Source organism: Alloyangia mangrovi (assembly GCF_002300555.2).
In the GTDB taxonomy this organism is placed as follows: Bacteria; Pseudomonadota; Alphaproteobacteria; order Rhodobacterales; family Rhodobacteraceae; genus Salipiger; species Salipiger mangrovi.
This window is the reverse complement of sequence record NZ_NTHN02000058.1, coordinates 1-24295: the sequence shown is the minus strand read 5'-3', so window position 1 is coordinate 24295 and position 24295 is coordinate 1. Positions and strand designations below refer to the sequence as shown.

Annotated in this window: 25 protein-coding genes and 1 pseudogene; 10 read left to right on the top strand and 16 right to left on the bottom strand. The window is 67.4% G+C overall.

All coding sequences use genetic code 11. From position 1 onward, the window contains the following. Position 1: 1 nt before the first annotated feature. The 3 genes from CLG85_RS22600 (at position 2) to CLG85_RS22590 (ending at position 2752) form a co-directional block, all read left to right on the top strand. Positions 2-1012 (top strand): ABC transporter substrate-binding protein, encoded by a 1011-nt coding sequence (locus CLG85_RS22600; RefSeq protein ID WP_176476586.1) that lies wholly within the window; start codon positions 2-4, stop codon positions 1010-1012. A 167-nt stretch (positions 1013-1179) separates the two neighbouring features. After that, positions 1180-1929: an ABC transporter ATP-binding protein gene (locus CLG85_RS22595; protein WP_217989749.1), complete on the top strand. Its 750-nt coding sequence runs from the start codon at positions 1180-1182 to the stop codon at positions 1927-1929. A gap of 4 nt (positions 1930-1933) precedes the next feature. Beyond that, positions 1934-2752, top strand: a complete 819-nt coding sequence (locus tag CLG85_RS22590) for an ABC transporter permease (RefSeq protein ID WP_095882256.1) — start codon at positions 1934-1936, stop codon at positions 2750-2752. Between the two features lie 101 nt (positions 2753-2853). Here CLG85_RS22590 and CLG85_RS22585 read toward each other — a convergent pair whose 3' ends face one another. Then, a complete protein-coding gene (locus CLG85_RS22585; RefSeq protein ID WP_176476587.1) occupies positions 2854-3750 on the bottom strand; it encodes a LuxR C-terminal-related transcriptional regulator in 897 nt (298 codons plus the stop codon). Positions 3751-4219: 469 nt separating this feature from the next. Here CLG85_RS22585 and CLG85_RS22580 point away from each other — a divergent pair, with 469 nt between their 5' ends. Continuing rightward, a complete protein-coding gene (locus tag CLG85_RS22580) occupies positions 4220-4477 on the top strand; it encodes a hypothetical protein (RefSeq protein ID WP_095882258.1) in 258 nt (85 codons plus the stop codon). Positions 4478-4565: 88 nt separating this feature from the next. Here the strand turns inward: CLG85_RS22580 and CLG85_RS22575 are convergent, their stop codons facing one another. From CLG85_RS22575 to CLG85_RS22565, 3 genes are read right to left on the bottom strand one after another with little or no spacing between them, the layout of a single operon-like run. Further along, positions 4566-5564 (bottom strand): PDR/VanB family oxidoreductase, encoded by a 999-nt coding sequence (locus CLG85_RS22575; RefSeq protein WP_095882259.1) that lies wholly within the window; start codon positions 5562-5564, stop codon positions 4566-4568. Beyond that, the gene (locus tag CLG85_RS22570; protein WP_095882260.1) at positions 5561-6895 is read right to left on the bottom strand and encodes a Rieske 2Fe-2S domain-containing protein; all 1335 of its coding nucleotides are present in this window, start codon (positions 6893-6895) and stop codon (positions 5561-5563) included. The genes CLG85_RS22575 and CLG85_RS22570 overlap by 4 nt, the downstream gene beginning before the upstream one ends. A gap of 9 nt (positions 6896-6904) precedes the next feature. Beyond that, positions 6905-7972 carry a nitrilase-related carbon-nitrogen hydrolase gene (locus CLG85_RS22565; RefSeq protein ID WP_095882261.1) on the bottom strand — a complete coding sequence of 356 codons (1068 nt, stop codon included), beginning with the start codon at positions 7970-7972 and terminating at the stop codon, positions 6905-6907. A gap of 254 nt (positions 7973-8226) precedes the next feature. Here CLG85_RS22565 and CLG85_RS22560 point away from each other — a divergent pair, with 254 nt between their 5' ends. From CLG85_RS22560 to CLG85_RS22550, 3 genes are all read left to right on the top strand, one after another. After that, on the top strand, positions 8227-8910 hold the full coding sequence (locus CLG85_RS22560; RefSeq protein WP_095882262.1) for a GntR family transcriptional regulator: 684 nt from the start codon (positions 8227-8229) through the stop codon (positions 8908-8910). A gap of 192 nt (positions 8911-9102) precedes the next feature. Beyond that, entirely contained in the window at positions 9103-9717 is a 615-nt protein-coding gene (locus CLG85_RS22555) for an NIPSNAP family protein (RefSeq protein WP_176476588.1), read from the top strand. Further along, positions 9714-10199, top strand: a complete 486-nt coding sequence (locus CLG85_RS22550; protein WP_260350074.1) for a RidA family protein — start codon at positions 9714-9716, stop codon at positions 10197-10199. The genes CLG85_RS22555 and CLG85_RS22550 overlap by 4 nt, the downstream gene beginning before the upstream one ends. A gap of 13 nt (positions 10200-10212) precedes the next feature. Here the strand turns inward: CLG85_RS22550 and CLG85_RS22545 are convergent, their stop codons facing one another. After that, positions 10213-10926 carry a GntR family transcriptional regulator gene (locus tag CLG85_RS22545; protein WP_095884474.1) on the bottom strand — a complete coding sequence of 238 codons (714 nt, stop codon included), beginning with the start codon at positions 10924-10926 and terminating at the stop codon, positions 10213-10215. Between the two features lie 180 nt (positions 10927-11106). Between CLG85_RS22545 and CLG85_RS22540 the strand changes: the two genes are divergently transcribed. After that, positions 11107-12150, top strand: coding sequence for a trans-3-hydroxy-L-proline dehydratase (locus CLG85_RS22540; protein ID WP_260350073.1), 1044 nt, complete (start codon positions 11107-11109; stop codon positions 12148-12150). A 25-nt stretch (positions 12151-12175) separates the two neighbouring features. Here the strand turns inward: CLG85_RS22540 and CLG85_RS22535 are convergent, their stop codons facing one another. The 7 genes and pseudogenes from CLG85_RS22535 to lhpI form a co-directional block, all read right to left on the bottom strand. Beyond that, positions 12176-13051: a DMT family transporter gene (locus tag CLG85_RS22535; RefSeq protein WP_260350072.1), complete on the bottom strand. Its 876-nt coding sequence runs from the start codon at positions 13049-13051 to the stop codon at positions 12176-12178. Positions 13052-13151: 100 nt separating this feature from the next. Next, positions 13152-13478, bottom strand: a complete 327-nt coding sequence (locus tag CLG85_RS22530; RefSeq protein ID WP_260350071.1) for a helix-turn-helix domain-containing protein — start codon at positions 13476-13478, stop codon at positions 13152-13154. A gap of 40 nt (positions 13479-13518) precedes the next feature. Further along, positions 13519-13965 (bottom strand): annotated as a pseudogene (locus CLG85_RS27890) (AraC family ligand binding domain-containing protein); the annotation flags it as partial. A gap of 97 nt (positions 13966-14062) precedes the next feature. Continuing rightward, positions 14063-15313, bottom strand: coding sequence for an NAD(P)/FAD-dependent oxidoreductase (locus CLG85_RS22525; protein ID WP_095883789.1), 1251 nt, complete (start codon positions 15311-15313; stop codon positions 14063-14065). Positions 15314-15388: 75 nt separating this feature from the next. Beyond that, the gene (locus CLG85_RS22520) at positions 15389-16321 is read right to left on the bottom strand and encodes a 4-hydroxyproline epimerase (RefSeq protein ID WP_095883788.1); all 933 of its coding nucleotides are present in this window, start codon (positions 16319-16321) and stop codon (positions 15389-15391) included. Next, positions 16312-17271 carry a dihydrodipicolinate synthase family protein gene (locus CLG85_RS22515; protein WP_095883787.1) on the bottom strand — a complete coding sequence of 320 codons (960 nt, stop codon included), beginning with the start codon at positions 17269-17271 and terminating at the stop codon, positions 16312-16314. Before CLG85_RS22515 ends, CLG85_RS22520 begins: the two co-directional genes overlap by 10 nt. 50 nt (positions 17272-17321) lie before the next feature. After that, entirely contained in the window at positions 17322-19031 is a 1710-nt protein-coding gene (gene lhpI / locus CLG85_RS22510; RefSeq protein ID WP_260350070.1) for a cis-3-hydroxy-L-proline dehydratase, read from the bottom strand. A gap of 157 nt (positions 19032-19188) precedes the next feature. Here lhpI and CLG85_RS22505 point away from each other — a divergent pair, with 157 nt between their 5' ends. Both CLG85_RS22505 and CLG85_RS22500 read left to right on the top strand, forming a co-directional pair. Next, positions 19189-19824: a helix-turn-helix domain-containing protein gene (locus tag CLG85_RS22505; RefSeq protein WP_095883786.1), complete on the top strand. Its 636-nt coding sequence runs from the start codon at positions 19189-19191 to the stop codon at positions 19822-19824. Positions 19825-19881: 57 nt separating this feature from the next. Further along, positions 19882-20919 (top strand): Ldh family oxidoreductase, encoded by a 1038-nt coding sequence (locus CLG85_RS22500; RefSeq protein ID WP_095883785.1) that lies wholly within the window; start codon positions 19882-19884, stop codon positions 20917-20919. Between the two features lie 110 nt (positions 20920-21029). Here CLG85_RS22500 and CLG85_RS22495 read toward each other — a convergent pair whose 3' ends face one another. The 4 genes from CLG85_RS22495 to CLG85_RS22480 all read right to left on the bottom strand — a co-directional run bounded on the left by CLG85_RS22495 (position 21030) and on the right by CLG85_RS22480 (position 23960). After that, the gene (locus CLG85_RS22495) at positions 21030-21752 is read right to left on the bottom strand and encodes an amino acid ABC transporter ATP-binding protein (RefSeq protein WP_095883784.1); all 723 of its coding nucleotides are present in this window, start codon (positions 21750-21752) and stop codon (positions 21030-21032) included. Continuing rightward, a complete protein-coding gene (locus CLG85_RS22490) occupies positions 21745-22398 on the bottom strand; it encodes an amino acid ABC transporter permease (RefSeq protein WP_095883783.1) in 654 nt (217 codons plus the stop codon). Before CLG85_RS22490 ends, CLG85_RS22495 begins: the two co-directional genes overlap by 8 nt. Positions 22399-22411: 13 nt before the next feature. Then, positions 22412-23077, bottom strand: coding sequence for an amino acid ABC transporter permease (locus CLG85_RS22485; protein ID WP_095883782.1), 666 nt, complete (start codon positions 23075-23077; stop codon positions 22412-22414). Positions 23078-23153: 76 nt separating this feature from the next. Beyond that, positions 23154-23960, bottom strand: coding sequence for an ABC transporter substrate-binding protein (locus CLG85_RS22480; RefSeq protein ID WP_095883781.1), 807 nt, complete (start codon positions 23958-23960; stop codon positions 23154-23156). Positions 23961-24295: the final 335 nt, after the last annotated feature.

Sequence of the window (24295 nt, the reverse complement as noted above, 5' to 3'; positions counted from 1 at the left end):
TATGACAAAGCAACTTCGCATAGACTTCAGGGCGCTCGCTTTCGGTGCCTTTGCCAGCCTCGCGCTGCCCGGCCTTGCCGTGGCCGAGGACCTGCAGGACGTTCGCCTGCGCCTTGCCTGGATCGCCGGCGGCGTGGACGCGCCGGTCTTCATGGCCGCCGAGAAGGGCTATTTCGCCGACGCCGGGCTCGACGTCGAGATCGTCGACGGCAATGGCTCCACCGGCACGATCCAGGCGATCGGCAGCGGCGACTTCGACATCGGCATCGCCGGCATGGGCGCGCTGGCACAGGCGCAGCAGGCGGCCGGAGCAAGCGACATCATCTCGGTCGCGGGGCTCCTGCAGAAAGACCCGACCTCGATTATCTCGCTCGAGGGCTCGGGCATCGCCGAGCCCAAGGACCTCGAGGGCAAGCGCCTCGGCACCGACGCGGGCAACCTCGAGGACGGCATGATCCGCGCCTTCGCCGAGGCCAATGGCGTCGATTTCGACAAGATCGAGGTGATCATCATCAACGGCGGTGCCGACCGCGTGGCGCTGCTCAAGGGCGATGTGGATTTCATCAACGGCTGGGCCAACCCCGACGGCGACAAGGTCGCCGCGCAGCGCCCGATCGAGGAGCCGATGCTGTTTGCCGACTACGGCGTCAACCTGATCGGCTCGTCGGTGATCGTGAAGAAGGACTGGCTGGCCGAGAACGGTGACGCGGTGAAGGGCTTCCTCGTCGCGCTGCAGAAGGCCAAGGCCGATGTCGCCGCCGACCCCGAGGCCGCCCGGGACATCTTCATGGAGCACCGCCCTGACGCCGATCCCGAGGGCATCCTGCAGGAGATCAAGGTGATGCAGAAATACGAGCACACCGCCGCCTCCGAGGGCAAACCCTATGGCTGGGTCGCGCCATCGGACGTCGAGCTGACCATCTCGTTGCTCGAGAAGTATTCGGGCATGAAGCCGGGTCTCACCCCGGATGACATCTACTCGGATGCCTACCTGCCGGTGCTGACGCAGTAAGCCGTGCCCCCGGATCGCCACCCGCGATCCGCCGCAGAGATCACGCCGGCCCCCGCGCGGGGCCGCGTTCCAAGCCAGCAACAGGGGGGCCGGTCCGCCGGCCGCACAGAATGAACGTCATGCCAAGCAACGGGGGCCTCGCCGCCCCTCACGTCAGGATCGCGGGAGTGACCAAGGTCTTCTCGGGCCGCAAGGGCGAGGTCGAGGCGCTGCGCACAGTGGATCTCGACATCCGCCGTGGTGAATTCGTCTCGGTCGTCGGCCCCTCGGGCTGCGGGAAGTCGACGCTGCTGATGCTGCTCTCGGGGCTTCTGGGTCGCAGCGCCGGCGAGATCACCATCGACGGCACCAGCATCACCGGGCCGAACTCGGACCTCGGGATCGTCTTCCAGCAGGACGTGCTGCTGGAGTGGCGCTCGGCGCTCGACAACGTGCTGCTGCAGGCCGAGATCCGCAAGAGTGACATGGGCGAGGCGCGCACCCGCGCCCGCGAGCTGCTGCGCATGGTTTCGCTGCAGGACTTCGAGGATGCCTATCCGCGCGAGCTCTCGGGCGGCATGCGCCAGCGGGTATCGATCTGCCGCTCGCTGCTGCACCAGCCGCCGCTGCTGCTGATGGACGAGCCCTTCGGCGCGCTTGACGCAATGACCCGCGACCAGTTGCAGATCGACCTGCTGAAGCTTTGCGCCGCGCGCGACATGACCGTCTTCTTCATCACCCACTCGATCTCGGAAGCGATCTTCCTGTCGGACCGGGTGGTGGTGATGACCCCGCGCCCCGGGCGCATCGAGCGGGTCATGGACATCGACTTGCCGCGCCCCCGCCGCCTCGCCCTGCGTGAGGACCCCAAGTTCATCGGCTACGTCCGCGAGCTGACCGAGATCTTCAAATCCCTCGGCGTCTTCAAGGAGGAATGATCCCATGGCCTCGGTTCCCGACACGACCTACATCGCCCGCCGCCCCTCGCTGAAACAGCTCGCCGAGCGCATTCCGCCGGCGGTCTGGACGCTGATCGCGCTGCTGCTCTTCTGGGAGCTGATGGTGCGCTGGCGCGAGATCCCGCAGTACATCCTGCCCGCGCCCTCGGTGATCCTTGCCGAGATCATCAGCTACTGGCACCGGCTCTGGCCGAACGCGCTGGTGACCATGGGCGAGATCCTCTTCGGCTTTGCCTGCGCGGTCTGCATCGCCGTTCCGCTGGCGGTCTCGGTGGTCTACTCGCAGTTCATGGCGCGGGCGGTCTTCCCGATCATCGTGATGAGCCAGACCATCCCCAAGGTTGCCATCGCGCCGCTGCTGCTGAGCTGGTTCGGCTACGGCATCACGCCCAAGATCGTCATCGTCATCATGCTCAGCTTCTTCCCAATCGTGATCAACACGGTCATGGGGCTGCGCGCCACCACCCCCGAAATGCTGCATCTCGCGCGCTCGATGGGGGCCAACGGCTGGCAGATCTTCTGGAAGTTCCGTCTGCCGAAGGCGCTGCCCTTCGTCTTCGGCGGGCTCAAGCTGGCCACGGCGCTCTCGGTGATCGGCGCGATCGTCGCCGAGTTCATCGGGGCCGACAAGGGTCTGGGCTATCTGATCCTCATCGCCGGGGCCAATTTCGACATCGCCCGGCAGTTCGCCTCGATCATCCTGATCTCGCTCATGGGCATGAGTTTCTTCGGGCTGCTGACCTGGCTCGAGCGGGTGGCGATCCCCTGGCGCGAGAGCGTGGAGCTTTCCGGCAAGGGCTGACCCGCGGCGGGCCGTCCGCGGCCCTGCAGAAGACCCGATATCGCTCTCGCCTCGCCGGCGGGGGCGATATGCGTCCGACCCTGCGGAAAAAAGCGTGGAACTCAGAGCAACCCCAGCCGGAAGGCGGTCGCGATGGCCTCGGGCAGGGTCCGGGCACCGAGCTTGCGGCGCAGGGCGGCGCCGTGGAAGTCGATGGTCGGCAGCGTGACGCCCAGACTGTGCGCGAGTTGGTCGCGCCGGTAGCCGTGAGCCAGCCCCTCCAGCAGCTCGCGCTCGCGCGGCGTCAACAGGATGCTCTCCTCTGGAGTGGCAAAGCTGTCGCGCAGCCCCGCGGGGTCGTCGGTGGTGGCAATGATCAGAACCCGCCGGCCTCCCTCGTGGCGCGGAAGCAGGTGCAGCTTCACCGCCGGCAGCAGGCGTCCGTCCACCGCGCGCATGCTGGGAAGCTCGACCGCGGCGGCCTTGCTCGCGTCCCGTCCGGTGGCACCGGCGATCTTGCCCTGAAAATCGCGCCCTCCCGGACCGACCAGGGCGAGCGTCTTGTCGTATTTCACGATCAGACGCGGGTGCAACGACAAGAGGCGCTCCGCCAATCCGTTCATCCGCAGCAGCCTGCCCTCGTGGTCCAGCTCGTAGAGCGGCACCTCGTCGCGCAAGCTGCGATCCGCGGCCAAGGCGTCGCGGATGCCATTTCGCAGCAATTCCCGCCGGATCGTGTGAAGCCGTCCGAGATCGGAGGCGTGGCGATTGACGTATTTCTGTTCGTCGTCGCTGAAGTCCCCGCCGCGCCGCCCCTTGTGAAAGGCGGTGGCGACCAGCCCGTCGCGGGTGGTCTGAAGCATCCCGAGGCACCAGAAACGGTCCAGCCGGTTTTTCAGGACGTAATCGTTGTACATCTCGGATTTTCCGAATTCATCGGCGCTCACGTAATTCGTCAGGCGAAAGGCGCCGATGCCGACCTTGTCCGCGGTGACCTGCGCCATCCACGGGTCATTCATCAGGAACTCGTCGTATTCCGCGTGCGCCTCTGGTTGCGTGCCCGCGGTTATTTCCTGCATATCGCCGGGGTGAAGCCAGAAGAATATCGCTGAGGGAACATCCATTTCCCTCGCCATTCTTTCGGGAAGCGCTTGAAATAGGGAATCGTCAAGCGCCGCCTCGTAGATATCGTGATGAGAAAGAAAGTCATTCATAGTTAAAACCATAGACCGCTTAGATATTTATTAGGGAATACTGAGTCATTGTCCCCCTAGGACACAACCATTTTCGTCAATTCTATTGTGGGCGCGCCACGCGCCTTTGTCGGGCGAACGGTCGGGCGAACGCCTCTTGGGTTCGCGGCGATGGCGCAGTTGCGGCGCGTCAGACCTATGGTTTCTCATAGCTAGACTGTTCAGCGTCTTGCTCCATTGTCTTTGCGAGCTTTTTTGCTCGCTTGCAGGGAACAGGGGCAAGAAGGGGGTTCAGATGCCACGAGTTGAGATACTGGAAGCCAAGTTCGAACGGCAGGAGCTCACAAGCCTTCTGCACGCGCTCAGGCTCTACGAGACACACTGGTCGGCCCTGGTGATGAGCGCGGATCATGCCCATGGCAGGGAGGCGAGTCAGGAAATGCTCCATACCTGGCGCGAAGCGCGGAAATTGCGGCGCCGCATAGAGAAAGAGATCGACTTGCTGCCGCTCAGCGATGCGAGCGAAGGTCCAGCGTCGATGGATGTCTACTAACCTGGCGGCGGGAAAAACCCGCGGATTGCTCCGCGGGGGGGCTTGCGCCAGTCGGGGAAGGGACATGGTTCGCTCGCGGATCGCACGCTCAGAGATCGAGCACGAGGCGATCGCTTTTGGCCAGTGAACAGCAGATCATCATCACCTTGCCGCTCTCGCGCTCGCGCTCGGACAGCAAGTTGTCGCGGTGGTCCGGCGTGCCCTCGATAACCCGCGTCTCGCAGGTGCCGCAGACGCCCGAGCGGCAGGAATAGGAGACCCGGACGCCAGCCTCCTGCAGCGTGTCGATGATCGTCGAGCCCGGAGCCACGGTGAGCTCACGGCCGGAGCGTTTCAGGACGACGGTGAAGCCGGTCTCGGCCCCGGTCACCTCGCCGCCGTGGAAGCGCTCGAGGTGGACCTGCGCGGGCGGGCGCCCGGCGGTGGCGGCCTCGAAAGCGTCGAGCATGGGGGCAGGGCCGCAGCAGTAGAGATGCGCATCTTCGGGTGCTTCGGCGACGCGGGCGGCGAGGTCGAGCACGGCTCCCTCGGCATCGTCGAAATGCAGGTGGGTGCGCGTGCCCTCGGGATCGAGCGCGGCGAGCGCCGGCAGAAAGGCGGCTTCGGTGCGGCTGCGCGCGGCATAGACGATCTGCCAGTCGATGCCCTCTGCCGCGAGATGGCGGATCATCGAGAGGATCGGGGTGACGCCGATCCCACCCGCGAAGAAGATCGCCGGGGCCGGGGTGAGCGGAAAGGTATTGCGGGGCAGGGTGACCTCGAGCAGGTCGCCGACCCTCAGCTCCTCGCAGAGATAGGCCGAGCCGCCGGTGCTGTTCGGGTCGCGGTTGACGCCGATCACCCAGGCGTCGGTCATCCCGGGGCCGTTGGTCAGTGAGTAGCTGCGCAGGAGATCCCCGGGCAGCGCGAGGTCAAGGTGCATGCCCGGCTCGACCGGCGGCAAGGGTCGGCCCGAGGGATCGCAGAGCTCGATCGAGCGGATGCTGCTGGCCTCGAACCGCATCGCCTCGACCCGCAGCGAGAGCGGGGTGGTGGAGGCCACGCCTTGCGGCGCGGCCTCGTCCTTGGCGCTGAAATGCGCCGTCATTCCGCCGCGTCCTTGGGCGGGACGTAGCCTTTCATCTTGGCCATGTGCTCCTCGTAGCCTTCGAGCCAGTCGGTGCCCTTGGGCACCACGATGTCGCCGCCATGCGCCTGGCGGGCATACTCGGGGTGATCGACGAAGTCCGGAAGCTCCTTGCTGTCGCGCCAGGCAAGCGCGGCGTCGAGCATCACCCGGCGGGTGAGGATCACCATGCGGTCCGAGGCGGCGAGGTGCTCCATGGTGCGGTCGACCACGTGGCCCATGCTCTCCTGGATCGCCTGGTCCTGCAGCGGCACGCCGACGATGCCGGTGTAGCTGTCACCCGAGCGCTGCCATTCGCGATCGATGCCGTAGTCGTTGCTGGCATCCTTCACGGGGCGCCAGCGGCCCTTCCAATCGGTGGTGGTGGGCAGGTACTCGAGCGGGCGCGCGAGGCCGACGACCGGGGTGCCGTCCTTGTACTTCAGCTTCTTGTGCCCGCCGCCCGACGCGCGGGAGAGGTCGATGTTGAAGATCATGCAGCTGTCGTCGTCGATCGGCACCCAGGCGTTCGCGGTCTTGGCGTTGCCGAGCTCGCCGCCGCCCGGGTAGGTCACCCAGAACGGGAAGAGGTAGGAGGCGTAGCGCTGGTGCTCGTGGCCGTCCATCGCGTCGCGCTGCGCCGAGTACATGGTGCCGAAGGGCATGACCGAGACGTTGATCTTCGGCGCCTTCTCGGTGACCGTGTAGGTCTCGGGGTCGGACATGTCGAGGTTGTCGCCGTCGATGCCGCCCATGTGCAGGAAGCCCAGGTGCGAGGTGTCGATGTCGCCCTCGAGCGCCTGCATGTAGTTGCAGTCGCGGTGGGTGAGCGCGATGTTGCGGTCGTCGCCTTCGCCCATGATCGCCTCGATCTCGGGCAGGGGCGGGGGGTTCTCCTGGCGCTCGCCGAAGTAGGCGAAGACGAGGCCGCCGCTTTCATGGGTCTTGTAGGCATAGGCCGGGGTGCCGGCGGGGTACTTCGACTTGTCCTCGAGGTTGGGCTGGTCCAGGCACTTGCCGTTCACGTCGAACTTCCAGCCATGGTAGGCGCAGCGGATGCCGCCGTGCTCGTTGCGCCCGAAGAACAGCGAGGCGCAGCGGTGCGGGCAGCGGTGGTCCATGACGCCGACCCGGCCCTCGGTGTCACGGAAGCCGATCAGCTTCTCGCCGAGGATCATCAGGCGGACGGGGTCGCCATCGGCGACGAGTTCAGATGAGAGGCAGACCGGGATCCAGAACTGGCGGAAAAATTCCCCCATCAGGGTTCCCCGTCCGACGGCGCACAGGTCGATGTTCTCTTCGGCGGTAATCATGGTCGTCTCCTAGTGTTCGACGGTTGAGGCCGGTTCCTGGGCACCGGCGGCAAGAGGGGTGAGCACGTCCGCGCGCTCGAGGTTCCGGCGCGCGAGGGCGATGGCGGCGGCGGTCTCGGAGACCTCGGCCATCGGCGCATCGAGGAAGAAATCGGCGGGGTAGAAGCGCGCCTTCTGGTAGTAGGGCACGTACATCTCGTAGCGGGCGCGCAGGTGCGGGTTCGCGAGGCCGGTGTCGGCGCGGCGGTCACTGCGCAGCTTTTCGAGGTCGATCACGGCGCTGACCGCGGTGCTCTCGTCGTCGCTTTCGCGCCAGGCCAGCGTGTTGCCGAGGTGATCGAGGATATGCGAGCGCCCGCCGGTGAAGGTGCCGTCCGGCGAGAAGCCGATGGGCCCCGCGACATTGGCCGAGACCAGCGCCACCATGTTCTCGGACACGCGGCAGAGCTTGGCGGCCTCCTGTGCGGCCGAGGCGCGGGAATTGGTCGGATGCAGGAGGATCTCGGCGCCCTGCATCATCATCACCCGGGCGACCTCGGGCACGTTGATCTCGCCGCAGGCGATGACGCAGAGGCGGCCGAGCGGCGTGTCGACCACCGGGAAGACCTGATCCTCGGGCGTGACCTTCAGGTAGTCGCTGCGGAAGTCGTGCACCGAGGGGAAGGCCGCGGTGTTCACCCGGCGGTAGCGCAGGATGAACGCGCCGTCGGGGCCGATGATGTAGGAGGTGTTGAAGTAGCGGCCCGGGAACTCGGGCGGCGCCTCGAAGGCATTGCCGCAGATGTAGATGCCCTCGCGCTTGGCCAGTGCCTGCAGCGGCGCGGTCTCGGCACCGGGCAGGGTGATGCAGCCGCGGGCGATCCAGTCGCGCACCGGCATGCCGAGCGGCGGGCCCATCATCGCGAACTCGGGCGAGACCACGAGGTCGGGTTTCTGCTCAGAGGCGCAGGCCTCCTCGATCAGCCGCACGAGCCGGTCGCGGTTCCGCGCGATCACCGCGCGGGCCGAAGCGAGGTCGGGCGCTTCGCAGGCCCTTTCGCTTGGCATCTGGATGCAGGTCGCTCTCCAGCGGGTCATGATGGTCCTTTCCGGTCTTGCATCTGGTGGCGTTGTTGTACGCCAGTGGTATACCATTAGTTTCCCGCAAACCCTTCCCGTTTCAACCTTTGACTTTCGACGGAGCACATTTTTTTTGTGCCTGCGCGGGAAGTGCGCGTGGAAAAGCGGCAGAATTGTCGGCAACGGGAACACAGCTGGTCTACAATGCGTGCACGACGCTCTTTCGCGTCTGCGGAACAGCCGGTAAAAGGGGGCAGGCCAAGGAGACCCGCATGACGATTGCCACGACACAGCGCCCGGATCCGGTATCGGCGGACGGCAAGCCGAATCTCACGGAGCAGATCTACGAGCAGCTCATCCAGATCCTGATCAGCGGCGAGCTGCGTCCCGGCGACATCATCGTCGAGCGGCGCCTGGCGGAGCGGCTCAATGCCTCGCGCACCCCGATCCGCGAGGCGCTCGGCCGTCTCGAGGCGGAACGGCTGGTCTACAAGCAGGCCAACCGCGGGGTCACCGTCAGCCCCTTCTCGACCGAGGCCCTGATGGAAATCCTCAACGTTCGACAGGTGCTCGAGGCCGAGGCCGCGCGTCTTGCCGCGGGCCGTCTCGCGCCCGAGCGGGTGGCCGAGATCCGCAGCGAAATGGCCGCGCTGGCGGAGCAGCCGACCCCCACGCTCGCCGAGATCTGGCGGGTCGACGACATGCTGCACGGAAGTATCGCGGACGCCGCCGGCAACGAGCTTCTGGCGGGGATGATCCGCGACCTGCGCCGCCGCACCCACGTTCTCAACGCCTATCGCAGCCCGCATGATTCCCGCTACGACCACAAGGAGAACAGCCTGCTGCTCGATGCCGTGGTCGACGGCCCGCCCGAGGCCGCTCAGAAGGCCATGGCCGATCACATTGCCACGGTGAAGATTGCCATCGTCAACCGGCTGACCGGCGTCACGCGCTGATCACTCCGCGTGGGCCGGAACAGGCCCCGACCCCATCCTGCGCAAATGCCCGGTGCTGATTCACCGGGCATTTTTCGTGCCCGTATGCCGTAGGGGCCGCATTCCTCGCGCTGGGGCTTGCATCACTGGCGTTCGAGTGGTCTTCAAATGGCATACCAACTGCACACAATAATGACGCCAGAAAGAATGCCCATGATCTACGACCTCACGACGCTGGCCCTGCTGCCGAACCGGCTGGGCGCGGTGATGCCCGCGCTTGGCGATGTCTACGGGAATTTCAGCAAGACCGGCACGATGCTCGGCTGCTTCTCCATCGAGTTCGGCCAGCTCAACCGCTTCCATTTCCTCGCCGCCTACGAGTCGCTCGAGGCGCTGCAGGCCGAGCGCGCCCGGGTGATGGAAGCCGCCGACCCCTATGGCATCGGTGAGCACCTCGGCGGTGTCTCGCGCGTGGCCTGCAAGCCGCTGTCCTTCGCACGGCCGATCGTGCCCGGCAGCTACGGCCCGTTCTACGAGTTCCGCACCTACACCGTCGCGCCCGGCGGCCTGCCCGAGACCGAGGAAGCCTGGGCCAAGGTGATTCCGCGTCGAGAGGAAATGTCGCCGCTGCTGACGATCATGGGCAGCATCGAGGGCGCGCCGACCAAGATGATTCACATCTGGCCCTACCGCAGCCTCGAGGACCGGGTGAAGGCGCGCAAGCAGGCGAGCAGCGAAGGCATCTGGCCGCCGCCCGGCGGATCCGCGCAGCTCACATCGCTGCAGTCCGAGCTCGCTGTCGCCACTGCCGTGTCGGACCTGCAATGAGCGCCGGGGTCACGACGCGCCGCGCACCGGTTCCCGCCGAGCTTCTTGCCGCGCTGCCGGTGGCGCCCGCCCCGGTGGGGCTGTTCCGCGGCGCCCGTCGCATGGGGAGCGCGGTCTACCTGTCGGGGCTCGCGCCGCTCGACGATGCGGGGGTCCCGATGACCGGGCAGGTCGGCAGCGATATCGACCTGCCCGAGGCCCGCGCCCGCGCCCGCCGCATCGGGCTGGCGCTGCTGTCCAACCTGCAGGCCGAGATCGGCGATCTGAACCGTGTCTCGCATGTGGTCAAGCTCAACGGCTACGTGCTGGCCGCGCCGGGCTTCGCGCAGATCCCGCAGGTGATCGACGGTTGCTCGGACGTGTTCATCGAGGCCTTCGGCGACGACGGCGTGCACGCGCGCACCTCGATCGGCGCCGCGGCGCTGCCCGGCGGCATCTCGGTGGAAGTCGAGGCGATCGTCCAGCTCTACGACGAGGCCTGAGTTTTCAAGCCTGTCACCCGCGGCCACTCTCGCGTGGCCGCGGAAGCTCGGTTCCCCGGTCGTTCGCCAAAGGGTCGCCGAGCCGCTCGAGCAGCGACGCCTTCGCATCCAGAACATGCGCGCGGACCAGCGCCGCCGCCGCATTGGCATCCCCGGCCCGGCAGGCCTCGAGAATGCGGCGGTGCTCGTCGACCGCGATCCGGTGCCCGCCCGAAAGCAGCAGCTGGGTGCGCAGGTAGCGGTCGCTGAGGTTGAGCATGGTGTCGATCACGCCCATGTAGTGTCTCTGCCGCGCGATCCCGTAGAGGGCACGATGAAAGCGCCGGTTCTGTTCGATCCATCGGGCGGGGTCGCCGCTGGCGGCAAAGGCGTCATGCGCGGCCTCCGCCTCGGCCAGTTCGGCACCGGTCAGCCCGGGCAGGGCGCGGCGGATCGCATCGCTTTCGACCAGTGCGCGCAGATCGAAGATCTCTTCGATGTCCTCGGCCCGCAGCGGGGCGACGACCGCGCCGCGATAGCGCCGGGTCTCGACGAGGCCGAGATGCTCGAGCCGCGCGATCGCCTCGCGCACGGGCACCCGGCTGACGTTGAAGGCGCGGGCGATCTCCTCCTGCCGAAGCGGCGTGCCATGAGCCATCTCGCCGAGCACGATGGCACGGCGGAGGGCCTCGAAGACGATGTCCGAGGCCGAGCGGGTCATGGAAATATCTGTGCTCTCGAACTGCATCGCGGCTCCTTTGCTGTGACGTGCCATGGCTCGCGCGCCCCGGCAACCGGTGGGGGAAAGGGGGCTTTCCTGCCGAAAGGGTCTTTTCCCCTCATATTGGATCCAATATCCAAAATAAAAGGCCGGATGTCACGAGTCGCCGAGAGGCGTGCGGTCCGGTTCGATGCAGCGGAGGGAAAGATGCGCAGCAACAAGGTCATTCACGTCGTCTCTTGCCATGCCGAGGGCGAGGTCGGCGACGTCATCGTCGGCGGCGTTGCGCCGCCGCCGGGCGAGACGCTCTGGGAGCAGCGCCGCTGGATCGCCGAGGATCAGACCCTGCGCAACTTCGTGCTCAACGAGCCGCGCGGCGGGGTCTTTCGCCACGTGAACCTGCTGGTGCCGCCCAAGCACCCCGAGGCGCAGGCCGCCTGGATCATCATGGAGCCCGAGGACACGCCGCCGATGTCGGGGTCTAACTCGATCTGCGTCGCCACGGTGCTGCTCGACAGCGGTCTGATCCCGATGCAGGAGCCGCTGACCGAGATGGTGCTCGAGGCCCCCGGCGGGCTGGTGCGGGTCCGCGCCGATTGCGCGCATGGCAAGGCCGAGCGCATCCATGTCGAGAACCTGCCCTCCTTCGCCAGCCGACTCGACGTGCCGCTCGAGGTGCCGGGGCTGGGCGAGATCCGCATCGACACCGCCTTTGGCGGCGACAGCTTCGTGGTGGTCGATCCAGAGGCGCTGGGGATCGAACTGGTGGCCGGGCGTGCGAGAGAGATCGCCGAGCTGGGGATCCGCATCACCAATGCCGCCAACGCGCAATACCGTTTCGAGCACCCGGAAAAGCCCGACTGGACGCATCACTCCTTCTGCCTCTTCGCCGGGAAGGTCCGGCGCGACGGCGCCGAGCTGCGGGCGCAGTCGGTGGTGGCGATCCAGCCTGGAAAGCTCGACCGCTCGCCCACCGGCACCGCGGTCTCGGCGCGCATGGCGCTGCTGCAGGCGCGCGGCGAGATGAGGATGGGCGACCGGCTCACCGGCCAGTCGATCATCGGTTCGGAGTTCACCGGGCGGATCCTCGGTCACACGAAGGTCGGCGGGCTCGATGCGATCCGCCCCGAGATCAGCGGGCGTGCCTGGATCACCGGCACCCATCAGCACATGCTCGACCCGAGCGATCCCTGGCCGGGCGGTTATCGGATCTCGGACACCTGGCCGATGGGGATCGGCCGGACCGCCTGATCGGAGCGGTCCGCGGGCGAGGGGATTAGCCTCGCGTTCCGTTGCGCAGGCCGAGGAAGGTGCCCGCCACGATCAGTGCCGCCCCGGCCAGCGCCGCCGGGGTGGCGGGCTCGGACAGCAGCGCCCAGGCCAGCGCGAAGCCAAAGAGCGGCTCGGTACCCATCAGGAAGCCGACCCGCGTCGGGCTGCTCCGCCGGACCGCCGCGTTCTGCACATGGAAGGCCCCGATCGTGCAGAAAAGCGACAAGAAGGCCACCGCCGCCCAGCCCCCGGCATCCGCCCGGACCAGAAGCCCCGATGGTCCGGACCCGCCCAGGATCAGCGCCAGTGTCAGACCCGCGACGGTTGCGGCCTGCACTGCGGTCAGCGCCGCCGAGGAGAGCCGGCTGCCCGTCATCAGGCGCTTGGTGCAGACCACCATCACCGCGCGCAGGCCCGCAGCGCTGAGCACGAGCAGGTCTCCGGCGCCGAGTGCGCCCATGCCGCCCGACAGCACCGCGACGCCGGTCACCGCGACGCCCGCACCGACCAGCACAGGGGCGGGCGGCAGCCTGCGCTGCAACCCGAACTCGAGAAACGGCGTGAAGATGGTGCAGAGCGAGATGATGAGCGCGGTATTGGTCGCGGTGGTCAGCGACACGCCCCAGGTCTCGGCAAGGAAGATCGCGCAGAGGATGCCTCCGAGCAGTGCGCCTGACAGCAGCTCGCCCCGCTGCGCCGCGCGCAGATCGCGGAAGGCCACGGCGCCCATCACCAGCGCGGTCAGCGCGAAGCGGTAGAAGATCAGCACGAGCACAGGCATATGCGCCAAAGCGCCCTTGGCGACGGGGTAGCTCGCCCCCCAGACCAGCGCCACGCCGAGCACCGCCAGCTCTGCCCAGAGCGTCGTCCGCCGTGTCATGAATGTGTCTGTCGCCGCCATCCTGGCCCCCGCGTTCCGTGTCCTGATCCCGGCGGGTTAGGCCATACGGCGCCACGCGATATAGAACGAAAACGCGGTGTCAGCCCCTGGCGAAGGCGGCGGGGGTGATGCCGACGATGGCGCGGAAGTGGCGGCCCATGTGGCTCTGGTCCGCGAATCCCACCTGCGCCGCCGCCTCTGCCGGAGACAGGCCCGCGCGCAGCAGCCGTTTCACCAGCAGCACTTTCTGTTGCAGGTGCCAGGCATGGGGCGGCAGGCCGGTGGCGCGGCGGAAGGCCTCGATCGTCTGCCGCCGACGCAGGCCGGTGATTTGGCAGAGCGCGTCCAGCGAGACATCCTCTTCGACCTGGCTGCCGAGGAAGTCGATCGCCTCGGCGATCCGCCCGGCGTCCTGCCGCTCCGGCACGGCGAGCTGCGGCGCCAGTTCGCGCCAGCAGCGCCCCGAGCAGCGTGTCGAGCGCGACGTCGAGCGAGAGCCGTGTCTCGGCGGTGTGCAGGGCCTCGTGCAGCGCGGCAAACCTGCCCGCGAGATCGGGCCGCGCGTGAAAGGCGGCGCCGAAGTCGAGCGTTCCCGTCGGGGCGCGCCCGGTGCGCTCCGCGAGGAGTGCGCGCATCCCGGCCTCGGGAATGTAGAGCATCCGCTGGCGCCAGCCGGCCTCGCCACCCGCCCCGCCGTGATGGATGTCGCCCGGGCGCATGGTGACCACGGAGCCGACCGGCACAAGGTTCATCTCGCCCCGGCACCAGACGGCATGCACGCCGCCGTCGATCACGCCGAAGAGGTATTCCTCGTGGGCATGCGGCTTGAAGGTCTGGGTCAGGTAGCGCGCGGACAGGGTCTCGATGCCGTGAAACTCCGGCCGGGATCGCAGGCTCACCTCTTCCTTGCGCATGCGCCCACCCGTTCGTTGCACTGGCGAAGTTCCCGGTCGTTCCCCACCCGACGCTTAGCGTCGGTCAGCCGCCCGGTCAAACGGGGCGGCCCCGAGATCAGAAGCGGTCGGCGCGGAAGGGCGCAAGATCGATCCCCGGCGCCCGCCCCGCGCAGAGCGCGGCGACAAGCTGCGCGGTGCCCGCTGATTGGGTCAGCCCGAGGTGGCCATGCCCGAAGGCGTAGATCACGTCGCGTGACTTCGGCGAGGCCGAGATCACCGGCAGGCTGTCCGGCATCGAGGGGCGGAAGCCCATCCACTGCTTGCCGCCCGTGGGCTCAAATCCCGAGAGGAACTTCGCGGTTTTCTGCACGAGGATCTCGGCGCGCTTGAAATTCGGCGGCAGGTCGAGCCCGCCCAACTCCACCGCGCCGCCAACCCGAAGGCCCTCGCCTATGCGGGTCACGACGAAGCCGTGGTCGCTGAAGGTGAGATGGGTGCGCAGATCGAAGCTGGCGGTGGAGAAGGTGGTGTTGTAGCCGCGCTCGGTGTCGAGCGGGATCCGGTCGCCGAGCGAGCGGGCAAGGCTGCGGGACCAGGCTCCGGCGGCGAGCACCACCTTGGCGGCGCGCAGGGTGCTGCTGGCGGTTTCGACCTCGACGCCCTGCTCGAGCGGGCGCAGAGCGCGGATCTCGGTGATCTCGATACTGCCGCCGCGTGCGACGAATGCGTCGGCGACATGGCGCGTCCAGAGCGCCGGATCGACGGTGTTCATCCATTCGGGCGTGTAGCCCGCATGGGTAAAGCGCCGTGCGACGCCGGGCTGGATCTCCGCGATGGCCTCGGGGCTTTCCAGCAGCTCGAACTTGACACCATGGCGGCGGCGCAGCTCCCAGGACGTCAGGCTGGCCTTATAGGAGGCCGCGCCCTCGTAGAGCTGCATCTGCCCCTCGCGGCGCATCAGCGGCTCGCCCGAGACGGCGGTGATCAGCCGCTCCTGCGCTTCCTGCGCGAGGTGCATCAGCTCGGACTGCGCCTTGACGGCGGCGGCATAGCGATCCTTGCGGCTGGCGCGCCAGAACTTCAGCAGCCATGGCGTGAGCTGCAGCGCGTAGCCGGGGCGCAGCGACAGCGGCCCCAGCGGGTCGAGCAGCCATTTCGGCGCCTTGCGCATGATCCCCGGGGTCGCCAGAGGCTCGACGTCGGCATAGGCGAAGGCCCCGGCGTTGCCCACCGAGGTGCCGGCGGCGACACCGGCACGGTCGAGCAGGCGGACCTTGTGCCCCTCGGACTGCAGCGCCAGCGCGGCGGTGACCCCGATGATGCCCGCCCCGATGACGAGAATTTCACTGTGCTCGGCCTCAGCCATGGCGGACCTCGATCTGCGCGAAGAATGGGAAAAGCCGCCGCGCGCAGGGAGCAAGGCGCGCGCGGCGGGGAACGATCAGAGCGTGATGCCGTTCTTGAACGGATCCGCCGGATCGAAGAGCAGCTTGCTTTCGGCCATCACGTAGGCCCGGCCGGTGATCGAGGGGATCACCCCGCCCGCTCGGCCTTCGGCGTATGAGAGCCGGTAGGAGCTGCCGATGACGCTTTCCTGCACGATCTCCTCGCCCGCGCCGAGACGGCCCGAGGCGGCAAGGCACGAGAGCCGGGCCGAGCTGCCGGTGCCGCAGGGCGAGCGGTCATAGGCATCGTCGGGGCAGAGCACGAAGTTGCGGCTGTGCACGCCCTCCTTGTCCGATGGCCCGTAGAAGATCACGTGGTCGATCTCGCCGCCGTTCTCGCCGGCAATGCCCTGCGCCTTCAGCGCGGCACGGGTGGCGACGGTCATGTCGGTGAGCTGGCGGATGTTCGACGAGACGACCGGGATGGGGCTCGGGTCGACGAGGAAGAACCAGTTGCCGCCATAGGCGACGTCGCCGGTCACCGTGCCGAGCCCCTCGACCTCTACCGAGACACCCGCCTGCGTGCGGCGGCTCTCGACGTTGGTGACGGTGACGGTGTTGGCGTCGAGGACCTCGACGGTCACGACACCCACCGGGGTCTCGATCTTGTGCTTGCCCGGGCCGATCTTGCCCATGTGCGCCAGCGTGACCGCAAGCCCGATGGTGCCGTGGCCGCACATGCCCAGCACCGCCTCGGCGTCGAAGTAGATGACGCCGGTGACACACTCGGGATCCACAGGCTCCACCAGCAGCGCGCAGACCATGGCAACCTGCCCGCGCGGCTCGAGGCTGACCGAGCGGTAGAAGTCGCGGTGCTCGGTCGCCAGCTTGGCGGCGCGCTCGGCCAGCGGCCCGGACCCGAGGTCCGGACCCCCGTCAAGGATCACCCGCGTGGGCTCGCCCCCGGTGTGGCTGTCGATCACATGCATTCGGCAATCACTCCACCCTGTTTGGACCAATTGGCGAACCAGCGGTTGAACTGGTGGAACTGCGCTTCGCAGAACTTCGCCTGCGACGGCGACAGCGCGTCGGTCTCGTAGATGTTGAGACGGTATTCCTCTTCGCCCTTCAGCACCATCAGGTGCTTGAAATAGAGCACCAGATCGACGCCCTCGTCGAATTTCGCCAGCACCGAGAAGGCCTCGGCCAGTTCGCGGGCGCGCAGGTCGGCCTCGGGGCAGCCGGCCGCGGCGCGGCGCGACAGCTCGACCTGCAGCAGCGCCTCTGTCGGGAAGATCGTGCCGATGCCGGTGATCGCGCCGACCGCGCCGCATTTGACGAAGCCGTGGTAGACCTCGGTGTCGACGCCGACCATCAGGATCACGTCGTCATCCTGCGAGGTGATGTGCTCGGCCGCATAGCTCAGATCGGCCTTGCCGCCGAACTCCTTGAAGCCGATCAGGTTGGGGTGCTCGGCACGCAGGGCAAAGAACAGGTCCGCCTTGGTGGCATAGCCGTAGTAGGGGCTGTTGTAGATGATCGCGGGCACGTCCGGCGCGGCGTCGAGGATCGCCTTGAAGTGGTTGCGCTGCGCGGCGACCGAGAGGCCGCGCGACAGCACGCGCGGGATCACCATGAGCCCCGCGGCGCCGATCTTCTGGGCGTGGGCGGCATGGGCAACGGCGGACTTGGTGTTGATCGCACCGGTGCCGACGATGACGGGCACACCCGCCTCGGTCAACCGCGCGACGCCTTCCATGCGCTGCTCGTCGGTAAGCAGGGGCCAGTCGCCGCAGGAGCCGCAGTAGACCACCGCCGACATGCCCGCCGCGATCATCTCCTTGCCCTTCTTCACCAGCGCGTCGAAGTCGGGCTGGCGGTCGGGGGTGCAGGGGGTGAGCAGCGCGGGGATGGTGCCGAAGAAGACGTCTTTGTTCATGGGGATGTCCGTAGGGTAGGAGAGGGTGGAAAGGCTTGCCGGCGCAGGGGTCACGCGCGGCGCGAGGGGGCGGGAGTGGCCGCGTCGGCTAGGATCCAGCGCGGCGGAAGTTCGGGGGCCAGCCCGGTGCAGGCGGTTTCGGCGCAGAGCGCGAGCGCGCCGAAGCGCACCTCGCGGTTGCTCAGCCCCGGGGCATAATGGGCATATTTCCCGGAGTTGGTCATCAGGACCCTGGCTGAGGGCGGGAAGACCGGCTCGGAGATCGAGCACCAGCAGAGATCGGGCACCAGCTTGAGCCCCGCCGCCTCGAGCCGCGCTTTCACGCCGCTCGCGGTGATGGCGGCCAGCGTGGCGCGGCCGAGGGTGACGATCGCCGCCACCTCGGGGTGCACCTGCCGGCCGTCCATGAGGTCGGCGAGCGCGGCGCATTCGCCTTCGGAAAAATGCGGACTGCCGAAGGCAACGAGATCGACCTTGCCCGCACCCTTGTTGAACTCCTGCCAGAGGTGCGCGAAGTCGGCGGGCGTGATGGCGGCGCGGTCGGCGTCGGGCGTGGGGGCGAGCTCCGCCTCGGGCGTGATCCCGGCGATATGCAGCATGGGCGAGGCGGAGGTGGTGCCATAGGCGGCGCAGAGCGCCTTGAGGTCGTCCTCGGAGGGTGCGCTGTCTTCCAGCCCGCGGATCAGCGGGATGCGGTCGGGTGCGGCCTGTCCCACCAGCCAGCCGAGCATGGGCCAGAAGGCATCGTCGGCACCCTCTGGCAGGGTCACGTCGAGGATCCGGCGCGGCGCGCGGTTCTGCGGCAGGTAGACCCCGGCGCGGGCGGCGCGACCGGTGAGCGCGATGCAGAGATCCATGAAGTCGGCGTGCTTCACGGTGCGCGCGCCAAGCACGCTGTTGGCGTAGATCACCGCGTTGCTCTCGGCCCAGGCGATGTCCTCGCCCTCGGTGGGGCGGTCGTCGAGCAGGTAGGGCGCGCAGGTGAAGCTGGGGCGGGCGCCCATCTCGACATAGGCGTCGGCGAGCTGGCTGGCGGGCAGGCCGAAGTCCTCGGACACGCCTTGCGCGCGCCAGTTTGCGTGATCCACCGAGATGGCGTTCATCGTCGTCGGCACGCGCACCCGGCCGCCCTTGTCGGCCATGGCGCGTGCGAAGGTCAGGAAGGCGGGGCTGGCGTAGATGCAGCCGTCGATATGGACCCGGCTGACATCGACCAGCTCGGTCGCCCCCTGCGCCGCGGCCATGGTGGTGATGATCTCCATCGCCAGCTGCGCCGCCTCGCCATGCGCACCGTCGAGGAAGGCGCGGTCCTGCGCGGTCAGCTCCACTGCGCTGGATTCGGGCGAGAGCTTCCAGTCGAGCGCCCCGGCGCGCAGGCGACTCGGGGTGATCTCGGCGGCGGTCTCGCGCGCCAGCGCATCGTATTCCGAAGCCGAAAGGCGCAGCACGGCGATCTCGTGGCCGAAGAGCCGCGCGGCGACTAGCGCGCCGAGGGTGAGGATGTCTTCGCCCTCGCGGAAGACCAGCGCCTTGGGGGCCGCCCCGGCGAAGGCGAGGCCCAGCAGCACGCCGCTGCCGGTGCAGGAGCCGCGGCTCGTGGGCATCATCACCACATGGCCGGCAAGGCTCTGCCCGTGCTGCGGGTGCAGCGCGTCGATGATCCGCCCGGTGGCAGGATCGACCCCGCCCCAGACGCTGAGCCCCTCGTCACACAGAAGGATCGGCCCCTGCACAGTCGCGGCCAAGATCGATTTCGGCATGTCGGCTCCCTTCTGGTGGTCGGATTTCTGGCTGCGGCACCGGAAAGCTTGGCAAAAGTGGCACAAAACCGTTCCTTTTCGCCGCTCCAGATTGCTACTGTTGCGCTCGACGCAAATATTTGCATAAACGATCACACATGGTAAGAAAAGAAAAATTATGACCGATACGGAAAAAGGCGGCGATCCCCTTATCGGGGAAGACTGGGAAGCGGAGCGCCAGCAGCTGCGAAGCGAGCTCGGCACCCGCATGAAATCCGTGCGGCAGGCCTGCGGCTTCACGCTGGAGGTGGCGGCGCAACGCACCGGGCTGGCGCTCTCGACGATCCACAAGATCGAGAACGGCCGGGTCTCGCCGAGCTACGAGAACCTCGTCCGCATCGCCCGCGCCTATGACATCGGCATGGAGCGGCTGTTCTCTGCCGACCATGACGCGCATCAGACCACCCGGCTCACGGTCACCCGCGCCGGGCAGGGCCGCAAGGTCCGCTCGAAGAACTTCGAATACGAGGTGCTGTGCAACGCGCTCGCCGAGAAGAAGATCATCCCGCTGGTCACCAAGGTCGAGCAGCGCCCGCCGCTGAAGCGCGAGGAGCTGGAATCGCACGATGGCGAGGAAACGCTCTACGTGCTCTCGGGCCGGGTCGAGCTGACCGTCGAACACTACGAGACGGTGATCCTCGAGCCGGGCGACTGCGCCTATTTCGACAGCACCATCAAGCACGGCCTGCGCGCCGTGGACGACACCGAAACCAAGGTCTTCTGGGCCTGTACCTATATCGACGTGGACAAGTGACCCGGCCCTGGCCGGGGCGCCTGTCCGCCTGAACCCCCTGAAGGAGAGCGCCAGACAATGGCCGAGCAGCAGATCATTTCCGTCGACGGGCTGATGACCCGAGTCCAGGCGATCTTTGAAAAGAGCGGGCTGAGCCGCGACAATGCCCATGCCGTGGCCCATGTGATCGTGGCCGGCGAGCGCGACCACTGCAAATCCCACGGCATCTACCGGATCGAGGGCTGCCTGCGCGTTCTGGCGGCCGGCAAGGTCTCGCCCGATGCGGTGCCGCAGGTGCATGACAGCGGCAAGGCGGTTATCGAAGTGGACGCCGGCGGCGGGTTTTCCAACCCGGCCTTCTACGCCGCCAAGGACACGCTCGTCGCGCGGGCGCGCGAGACCGGGCTGGCGGCGCTGGTGATCCGCGACTGCCTGCATTTCTCGGCGCTCTGGCATGATGTCGAGGCGCTGGCCGAGGCGGGGCTTGCCTCGCTTTCGATGTGCCCGAGCTATTCCTTCGTGGCCCCGGCGGGCGGCAAGGAGCCGCTGCTCGGCACCAACCCCATCGCCTTCGGCTGGCCGCGTCCGGGACCGCATCCCTATGTCTTCGACTTCGCCACCAGCGTCGCCGCGCGCGGCGAGATCGAGCTGCACCGCCGCGCCGGCACGCCGATTCCCGAGGGCTGGGCCGTCGACAAGGACGGCAACCCGACGACCGACCCCGACGCGGCGCTGGACGGTGCGATGCTGACCTTCGGCGCGCACAAGGGCTCGGCGATCTCGACCATGGTCGAGCTGCTGGCCGGGGCGATGCTGGGCGAGTTCATGAGCAAGGAAGCGCTCGATTTCATGGGCGGCGGTGGGCTGCTGCCGCGCCACGGCGCGCTTGTGCTGGCGCTTGATCCGCAGACCTTTGCCAAGCGTTCGGGCCGCGATCCCATCGCCGAGGGCGAGAAGCTGCTGACCGCGATCAGCGGGCAGGGCGCGCGCCTGCCGTCGGAGCGCCGCTTCAGCGCGCGATCGAAGGCGCTGTCCGAGGGCATCGTGCTGACCGCAGCCGAGATGGCGCAGCTCGACAGGTTCGAGGCCGAGGGGCTGGCCGCGCTCGAGGGCTGATCACTAAACGCCGGAAAGACGAAAGGCGCGGGACTGATCCCGCGCCTATTTCATGTCAGGCGGGCCGTGGCCCGGAAAGTGGGGACCAGTCGCGCCGGTCCCCGGATGTCTCAGCGCACGCTGGCGAGGAACTGCCGCGTGACCTCTTCCTGCGGCGCGCCGAAGATCTGATCGGGGGCACCGATCTCGGCCATCACGCCCTTGTGGAAATAGGCCACCCGGTTCGACACGTCCCGGGCAAAGGCCATCTCGTGGGTGACGCAGATCATCGTCATGCCCTCTTCGGCCAGCATCTTCAGCGTCTCCAGCACCTCGCCCACCAGCTGCGGGTCGAGCGCCGAGGTGACCTCGTCGAAGAGCATGTAGTCGGGCGACATTGCGAGCGCGCGGGCAATCGCCATGCGCTGTTGCTGGCCGCCCGAGAGCCGCGTCGGAAAGGTCTTCAGCTTGTCGCCGAGACCGACGTGGCGCAGCTGCTTCTCGGCGATCGCCTCGGCCTCGCCCTTGGACATGCCGAGCACCTTGCGCGGCGCCAGCGTGACGTTCTCGAGCACGGTGAGATGCGGGAAGGCGTTCCACTGCTGGAACACGATGCCGATCTTCTGGCGCAGCTTGTTGAGGTTGGTGGACTTGGCATGCACCTCGGTGCCGTCGACGAGGATCTTGCCGCTGTCGATCGGCTCGAGCCCGTTGATGCAGGTCAGCAGCGTCGATTTGCCCGAGCCGGAGCCGCCGATCACGGTCAGCACCTCGCCCTTGGCGACGGTCAGGTCGATGCCCTTGAGAACCTCCATCTGGCCAAAGGACTTGCGGACGTTCTGGATCTCAATCATTGGACCACCTTTTCTCGAGATAGCCGCCGAACCGGGCCAGCGGAAGGCTGATGATGAAGTAGAAGGCGCCGCAGAGCAGCAGCAGGAACATCGGCTCCTGCAGGCGGGTGATGAGGATCTGCGTCGACTTCAAAAGCTCGGTGACCTGCACCACGTAGACCAGCGCCGAGTCCTTCATGACCCCGAGCGCAAGGCCGATCCACGACGGCAGGGCGACGCGGGTGGCGAGCGGCATGACGATGTAGCGCATGTCCTGGCCCCAACTCATGCCGAGCGAGCGCGCCGCCCGGCGGGTGGTGGCGGGCACCGCGTCGATGCCGCCGCGCACGATCTCGGCGCAATAGGCGGCGGTGTAGAGCGAGAGCACCATGCAGGCCACGGTCAGGCCGGACATCTGCAGCTTCAGAACCATGCCTGCGAAGGCATTGGCCAGCACCAGCTGGATCAGCAGCGGGATCGAGCGGAAGATGTCGAGCACGAAGGTCAGCGGCGCGGCCAGCGCGGCGCCGAGCTGCACCCGGACCACCCCGAAGAGGATGCCGAGCACGGTGCCGATGGCGACCGAGATGATCGTGACCAGGATCGTCATCCCCGCGCCCTTGGCGAGGAAGATCAGGTCGTTGGCGGTGAGGGCGGTGTCGAACATGCGGTCTCCTCCCTCAGTAGCGGAACAGGCGGGCAGCGAGCAGCCGGGCGCCGAGGGTGATGATCTTGGTGATCACGTAGAAGATCACCGCGGCGATGGCGAAAAGCTCGAAGGTGCGGAAGGTCAGCGCGTTCAGATCCTGCGTCACCCCGTAGAGGTCGGTGTTCATCCCCACGGTGACCCCGAGCGAGGTCATCAGGATCGCCCAGACCATCTGGTTGGTCATCGGCAGGAAGGCGATGCGCAGCATCTGCGGCAGGATGATGTAGCGGAAGGCCTGCAGTTGCGACATGCCCAGCGAGCGGCCGGCGCGGGTCTGGGTCTCGGGGATCGCCTTCAGCGCGCCGCGGAAGTTCTCGGCAAGGTAGCCGGCATTGTTGAAGGTGATGCCGATGAGCAGCGACACGAAGGGCGAGAAATGGATGCCGAAGCTCGCCACGCCGAAATGGGCCATGTAGATCTGGAAGAGCGCGGGCGTGTTGCGCGCGATTTCGACCCAGGTGGTGGCGATGGCGGCGAGCGGGCGCGAGCCCGAGAGCCGCAGCAGCGTCAGGACGACGGCAAGCAGGATGCCGATCACCATCGACAGGACTGCGACCTCCATCGTGACGACCGCACCGTCCAGCATCTGCGGAAGCTTGGCCATCGCCTGCTTCCATTGGAAGGTGTAATCGAACATGTGTGTTAGGCGCCTGATTGAGCGAAAGGAAAGGCGGCGCGGAAGGGTCCGCGCCGCCGGTCGGTCCGGTCAGCGATCAGCGGTAGACGCCGCCCACGGTCAGGTCGGGCAGCTCGCCGCCGACCCAGGTCTCATAGAGCTCGGCGTAGCGACCGGTGCGCACCTGCTGGTTCACGAAGAGGTTGAGGTAGTTCAGCAGGCCGTACTCGTCGCGCTTGGCGAAGAGGGCGACGTAATCGGTGTCGAAGGGGGCCTTGCCGACCACCGAGATGCCGTCGAAGTTGCCCGACTGCACGTTGGCCTGCGCCACGGTCGAGGTCGAGACGGTGGCGTCGAGCTGGCCCTGGCTGAGCGCCAGGAAGACGTCGGCCTGGGTCTGGTAGGGGCGGAAGCTGCCCTCGCCCCAGGCTTCGACCTGCGCCTGCAGCGCGATTGCCTCGTAGGTGCCGGCGACGGCGCCGACGGTGTGGCCCTTCATGTCCTCGAAGGAGGTGATGCCGGCCTCGTCGTTCGAGGTCACCGCCATCTCGAAGGCGAAGTAGGGCACGCTGAAGCCGACGGTCTTGGCGCGCTCGAGCGTGTCCGAGGTCGAGGCGACGCCCACATCGACGCGGCCCGACATCAGCGCCGGGATGCGCTCGGGGAAGGGGGTTTCGACGATCTCCGCCTCGACGCCGAGCGCGGCTGCGAGGTCGTTGCAATAATCGACGTCGAAGCCGATCGGCGTGTTGCTGTCATCGCGCATGCCCATCGGCGGGAAGTCGAGCACCACGGCGCAGCGCAGCGTACCGGAGGAGATGATGTCGTCGAGCTTGTCGGCCTGGGCGGTGCCCGCGAGCGTGGTCGCGGTCAGAAGGGCGGCGGTGAGCGTGAAGGTCTTCATTCGGATATCTCTCGCTGTTGAGGTCGCCGGCAGATCGCGGCTGACTTATTTTTTCATGCAAGATTTTTCCTAAATGAAAAATACTGGCCTGTGAAGAAAATATTTGGTACGAGCGCTAAGAAGTTTTCAACCCCCTGAAATCCCCTCAGGATAATGCCAAGACCGGCCCCGGCAGGCCCGGCACTGCGCCGCCTCGCACGAGTCACGGCTGACTTGCGCGGCCGGCGTGTCGGTCGCGGCGGACTGAGCGGTCCCCTGACAGAAAGGACATGTCATGAGTTTCACCCCGCACGGCAAGCACCTGATCGCGGGTTCGTGGGTGGCTGGCGAGACCA

Bases quoted from the DNA above. Each gene is read 5' to 3' on its own strand.
- CLG85_RS22600 (WP_176476586.1), top strand. From the start codon at position 2: ATGACAAAGCAACTTCGCATAGACTTCAGGGCGCTCGCTTTCGGTGCC.
- CLG85_RS22590 (WP_095882256.1), top strand. From the start codon at position 1,934: ATGGCCTCGGTTCCCGACACGACCTACATCGCCCGCCGCCCCTCGCTG.
- CLG85_RS22585 (WP_176476587.1), bottom strand. From the start codon at position 3,750: ATGAATGACCCGTGGATGGCGCAGGTCACCGCGGACAAGGTCGGCATC.
- CLG85_RS22580 (WP_095882258.1), top strand. From the start codon at position 4,220: ATGCCACGAGTTGAGATACTGGAAGCCAAGTTCGAACGGCAGGAGCTC.
- CLG85_RS22575 (WP_095882259.1), bottom strand. From the start codon at position 5,564: ATGACGGCGCATTTCAGCGCCAAGGACGAGGCCGCGCCGCAAGGCGTG.
- CLG85_RS22570 (WP_095882260.1), bottom strand. From the start codon at position 6,895: ATGATTACCGCCGAAGAGAACATCGACCTGTGCGCCGTCGGACGGGGA.
- CLG85_RS22565 (WP_095882261.1), bottom strand. From the start codon at position 7,972: ATGACCCGCTGGAGAGCGACCTGCATCCAGATGCCAAGCGAAAGGGCC.
- CLG85_RS22560 (WP_095882262.1), top strand. From the start codon at position 8,227: ATGACGATTGCCACGACACAGCGCCCGGATCCGGTATCGGCGGACGGC.
- CLG85_RS22555 (WP_176476588.1), top strand. From the start codon at position 9,103: ATGATCTACGACCTCACGACGCTGGCCCTGCTGCCGAACCGGCTGGGC.
- CLG85_RS22550 (WP_260350074.1), top strand. From the start codon at position 9,714: ATGAGCGCCGGGGTCACGACGCGCCGCGCACCGGTTCCCGCCGAGCTT.
- CLG85_RS22545 (WP_095884474.1), bottom strand. From the start codon at position 10,926: ATGCAGTTCGAGAGCACAGATATTTCCATGACCCGCTCGGCCTCGGAC.
- CLG85_RS22540 (WP_260350073.1), top strand. From the start codon at position 11,107: ATGCGCAGCAACAAGGTCATTCACGTCGTCTCTTGCCATGCCGAGGGC.
- CLG85_RS22535 (WP_260350072.1), bottom strand. From the start codon at position 13,051: ATGACACGGCGGACGACGCTCTGGGCAGAGCTGGCGGTGCTCGGCGTG.
- CLG85_RS22525 (WP_095883789.1), bottom strand. From the start codon at position 15,313: ATGGCTGAGGCCGAGCACAGTGAAATTCTCGTCATCGGGGCGGGCATC.
- CLG85_RS22520 (WP_095883788.1), bottom strand. From the start codon at position 16,321: ATGCATGTGATCGACAGCCACACCGGGGGCGAGCCCACGCGGGTGATC.
- CLG85_RS22515 (WP_095883787.1), bottom strand. From the start codon at position 17,271: ATGAACAAAGACGTCTTCTTCGGCACCATCCCCGCGCTGCTCACCCCC.
- lhpI (WP_260350070.1), bottom strand. From the start codon at position 19,031: ATGCCGAAATCGATCTTGGCCGCGACTGTGCAGGGGCCGATCCTTCTG.
- CLG85_RS22505 (WP_095883786.1), top strand. From the start codon at position 19,189: ATGACCGATACGGAAAAAGGCGGCGATCCCCTTATCGGGGAAGACTGG.
- CLG85_RS22500 (WP_095883785.1), top strand. From the start codon at position 19,882: ATGGCCGAGCAGCAGATCATTTCCGTCGACGGGCTGATGACCCGAGTC.
- CLG85_RS22495 (WP_095883784.1), bottom strand. From the start codon at position 21,752: ATGATTGAGATCCAGAACGTCCGCAAGTCCTTTGGCCAGATGGAGGTT.
- CLG85_RS22490 (WP_095883783.1), bottom strand. From the start codon at position 22,398: ATGTTCGACACCGCCCTCACCGCCAACGACCTGATCTTCCTCGCCAAG.
- CLG85_RS22485 (WP_095883782.1), bottom strand. From the start codon at position 23,077: ATGTTCGATTACACCTTCCAATGGAAGCAGGCGATGGCCAAGCTTCCG.
- CLG85_RS22480 (WP_095883781.1), bottom strand. From the start codon at position 23,960: ATGAAGACCTTCACGCTCACCGCCGCCCTTCTGACCGCGACCACGCTC.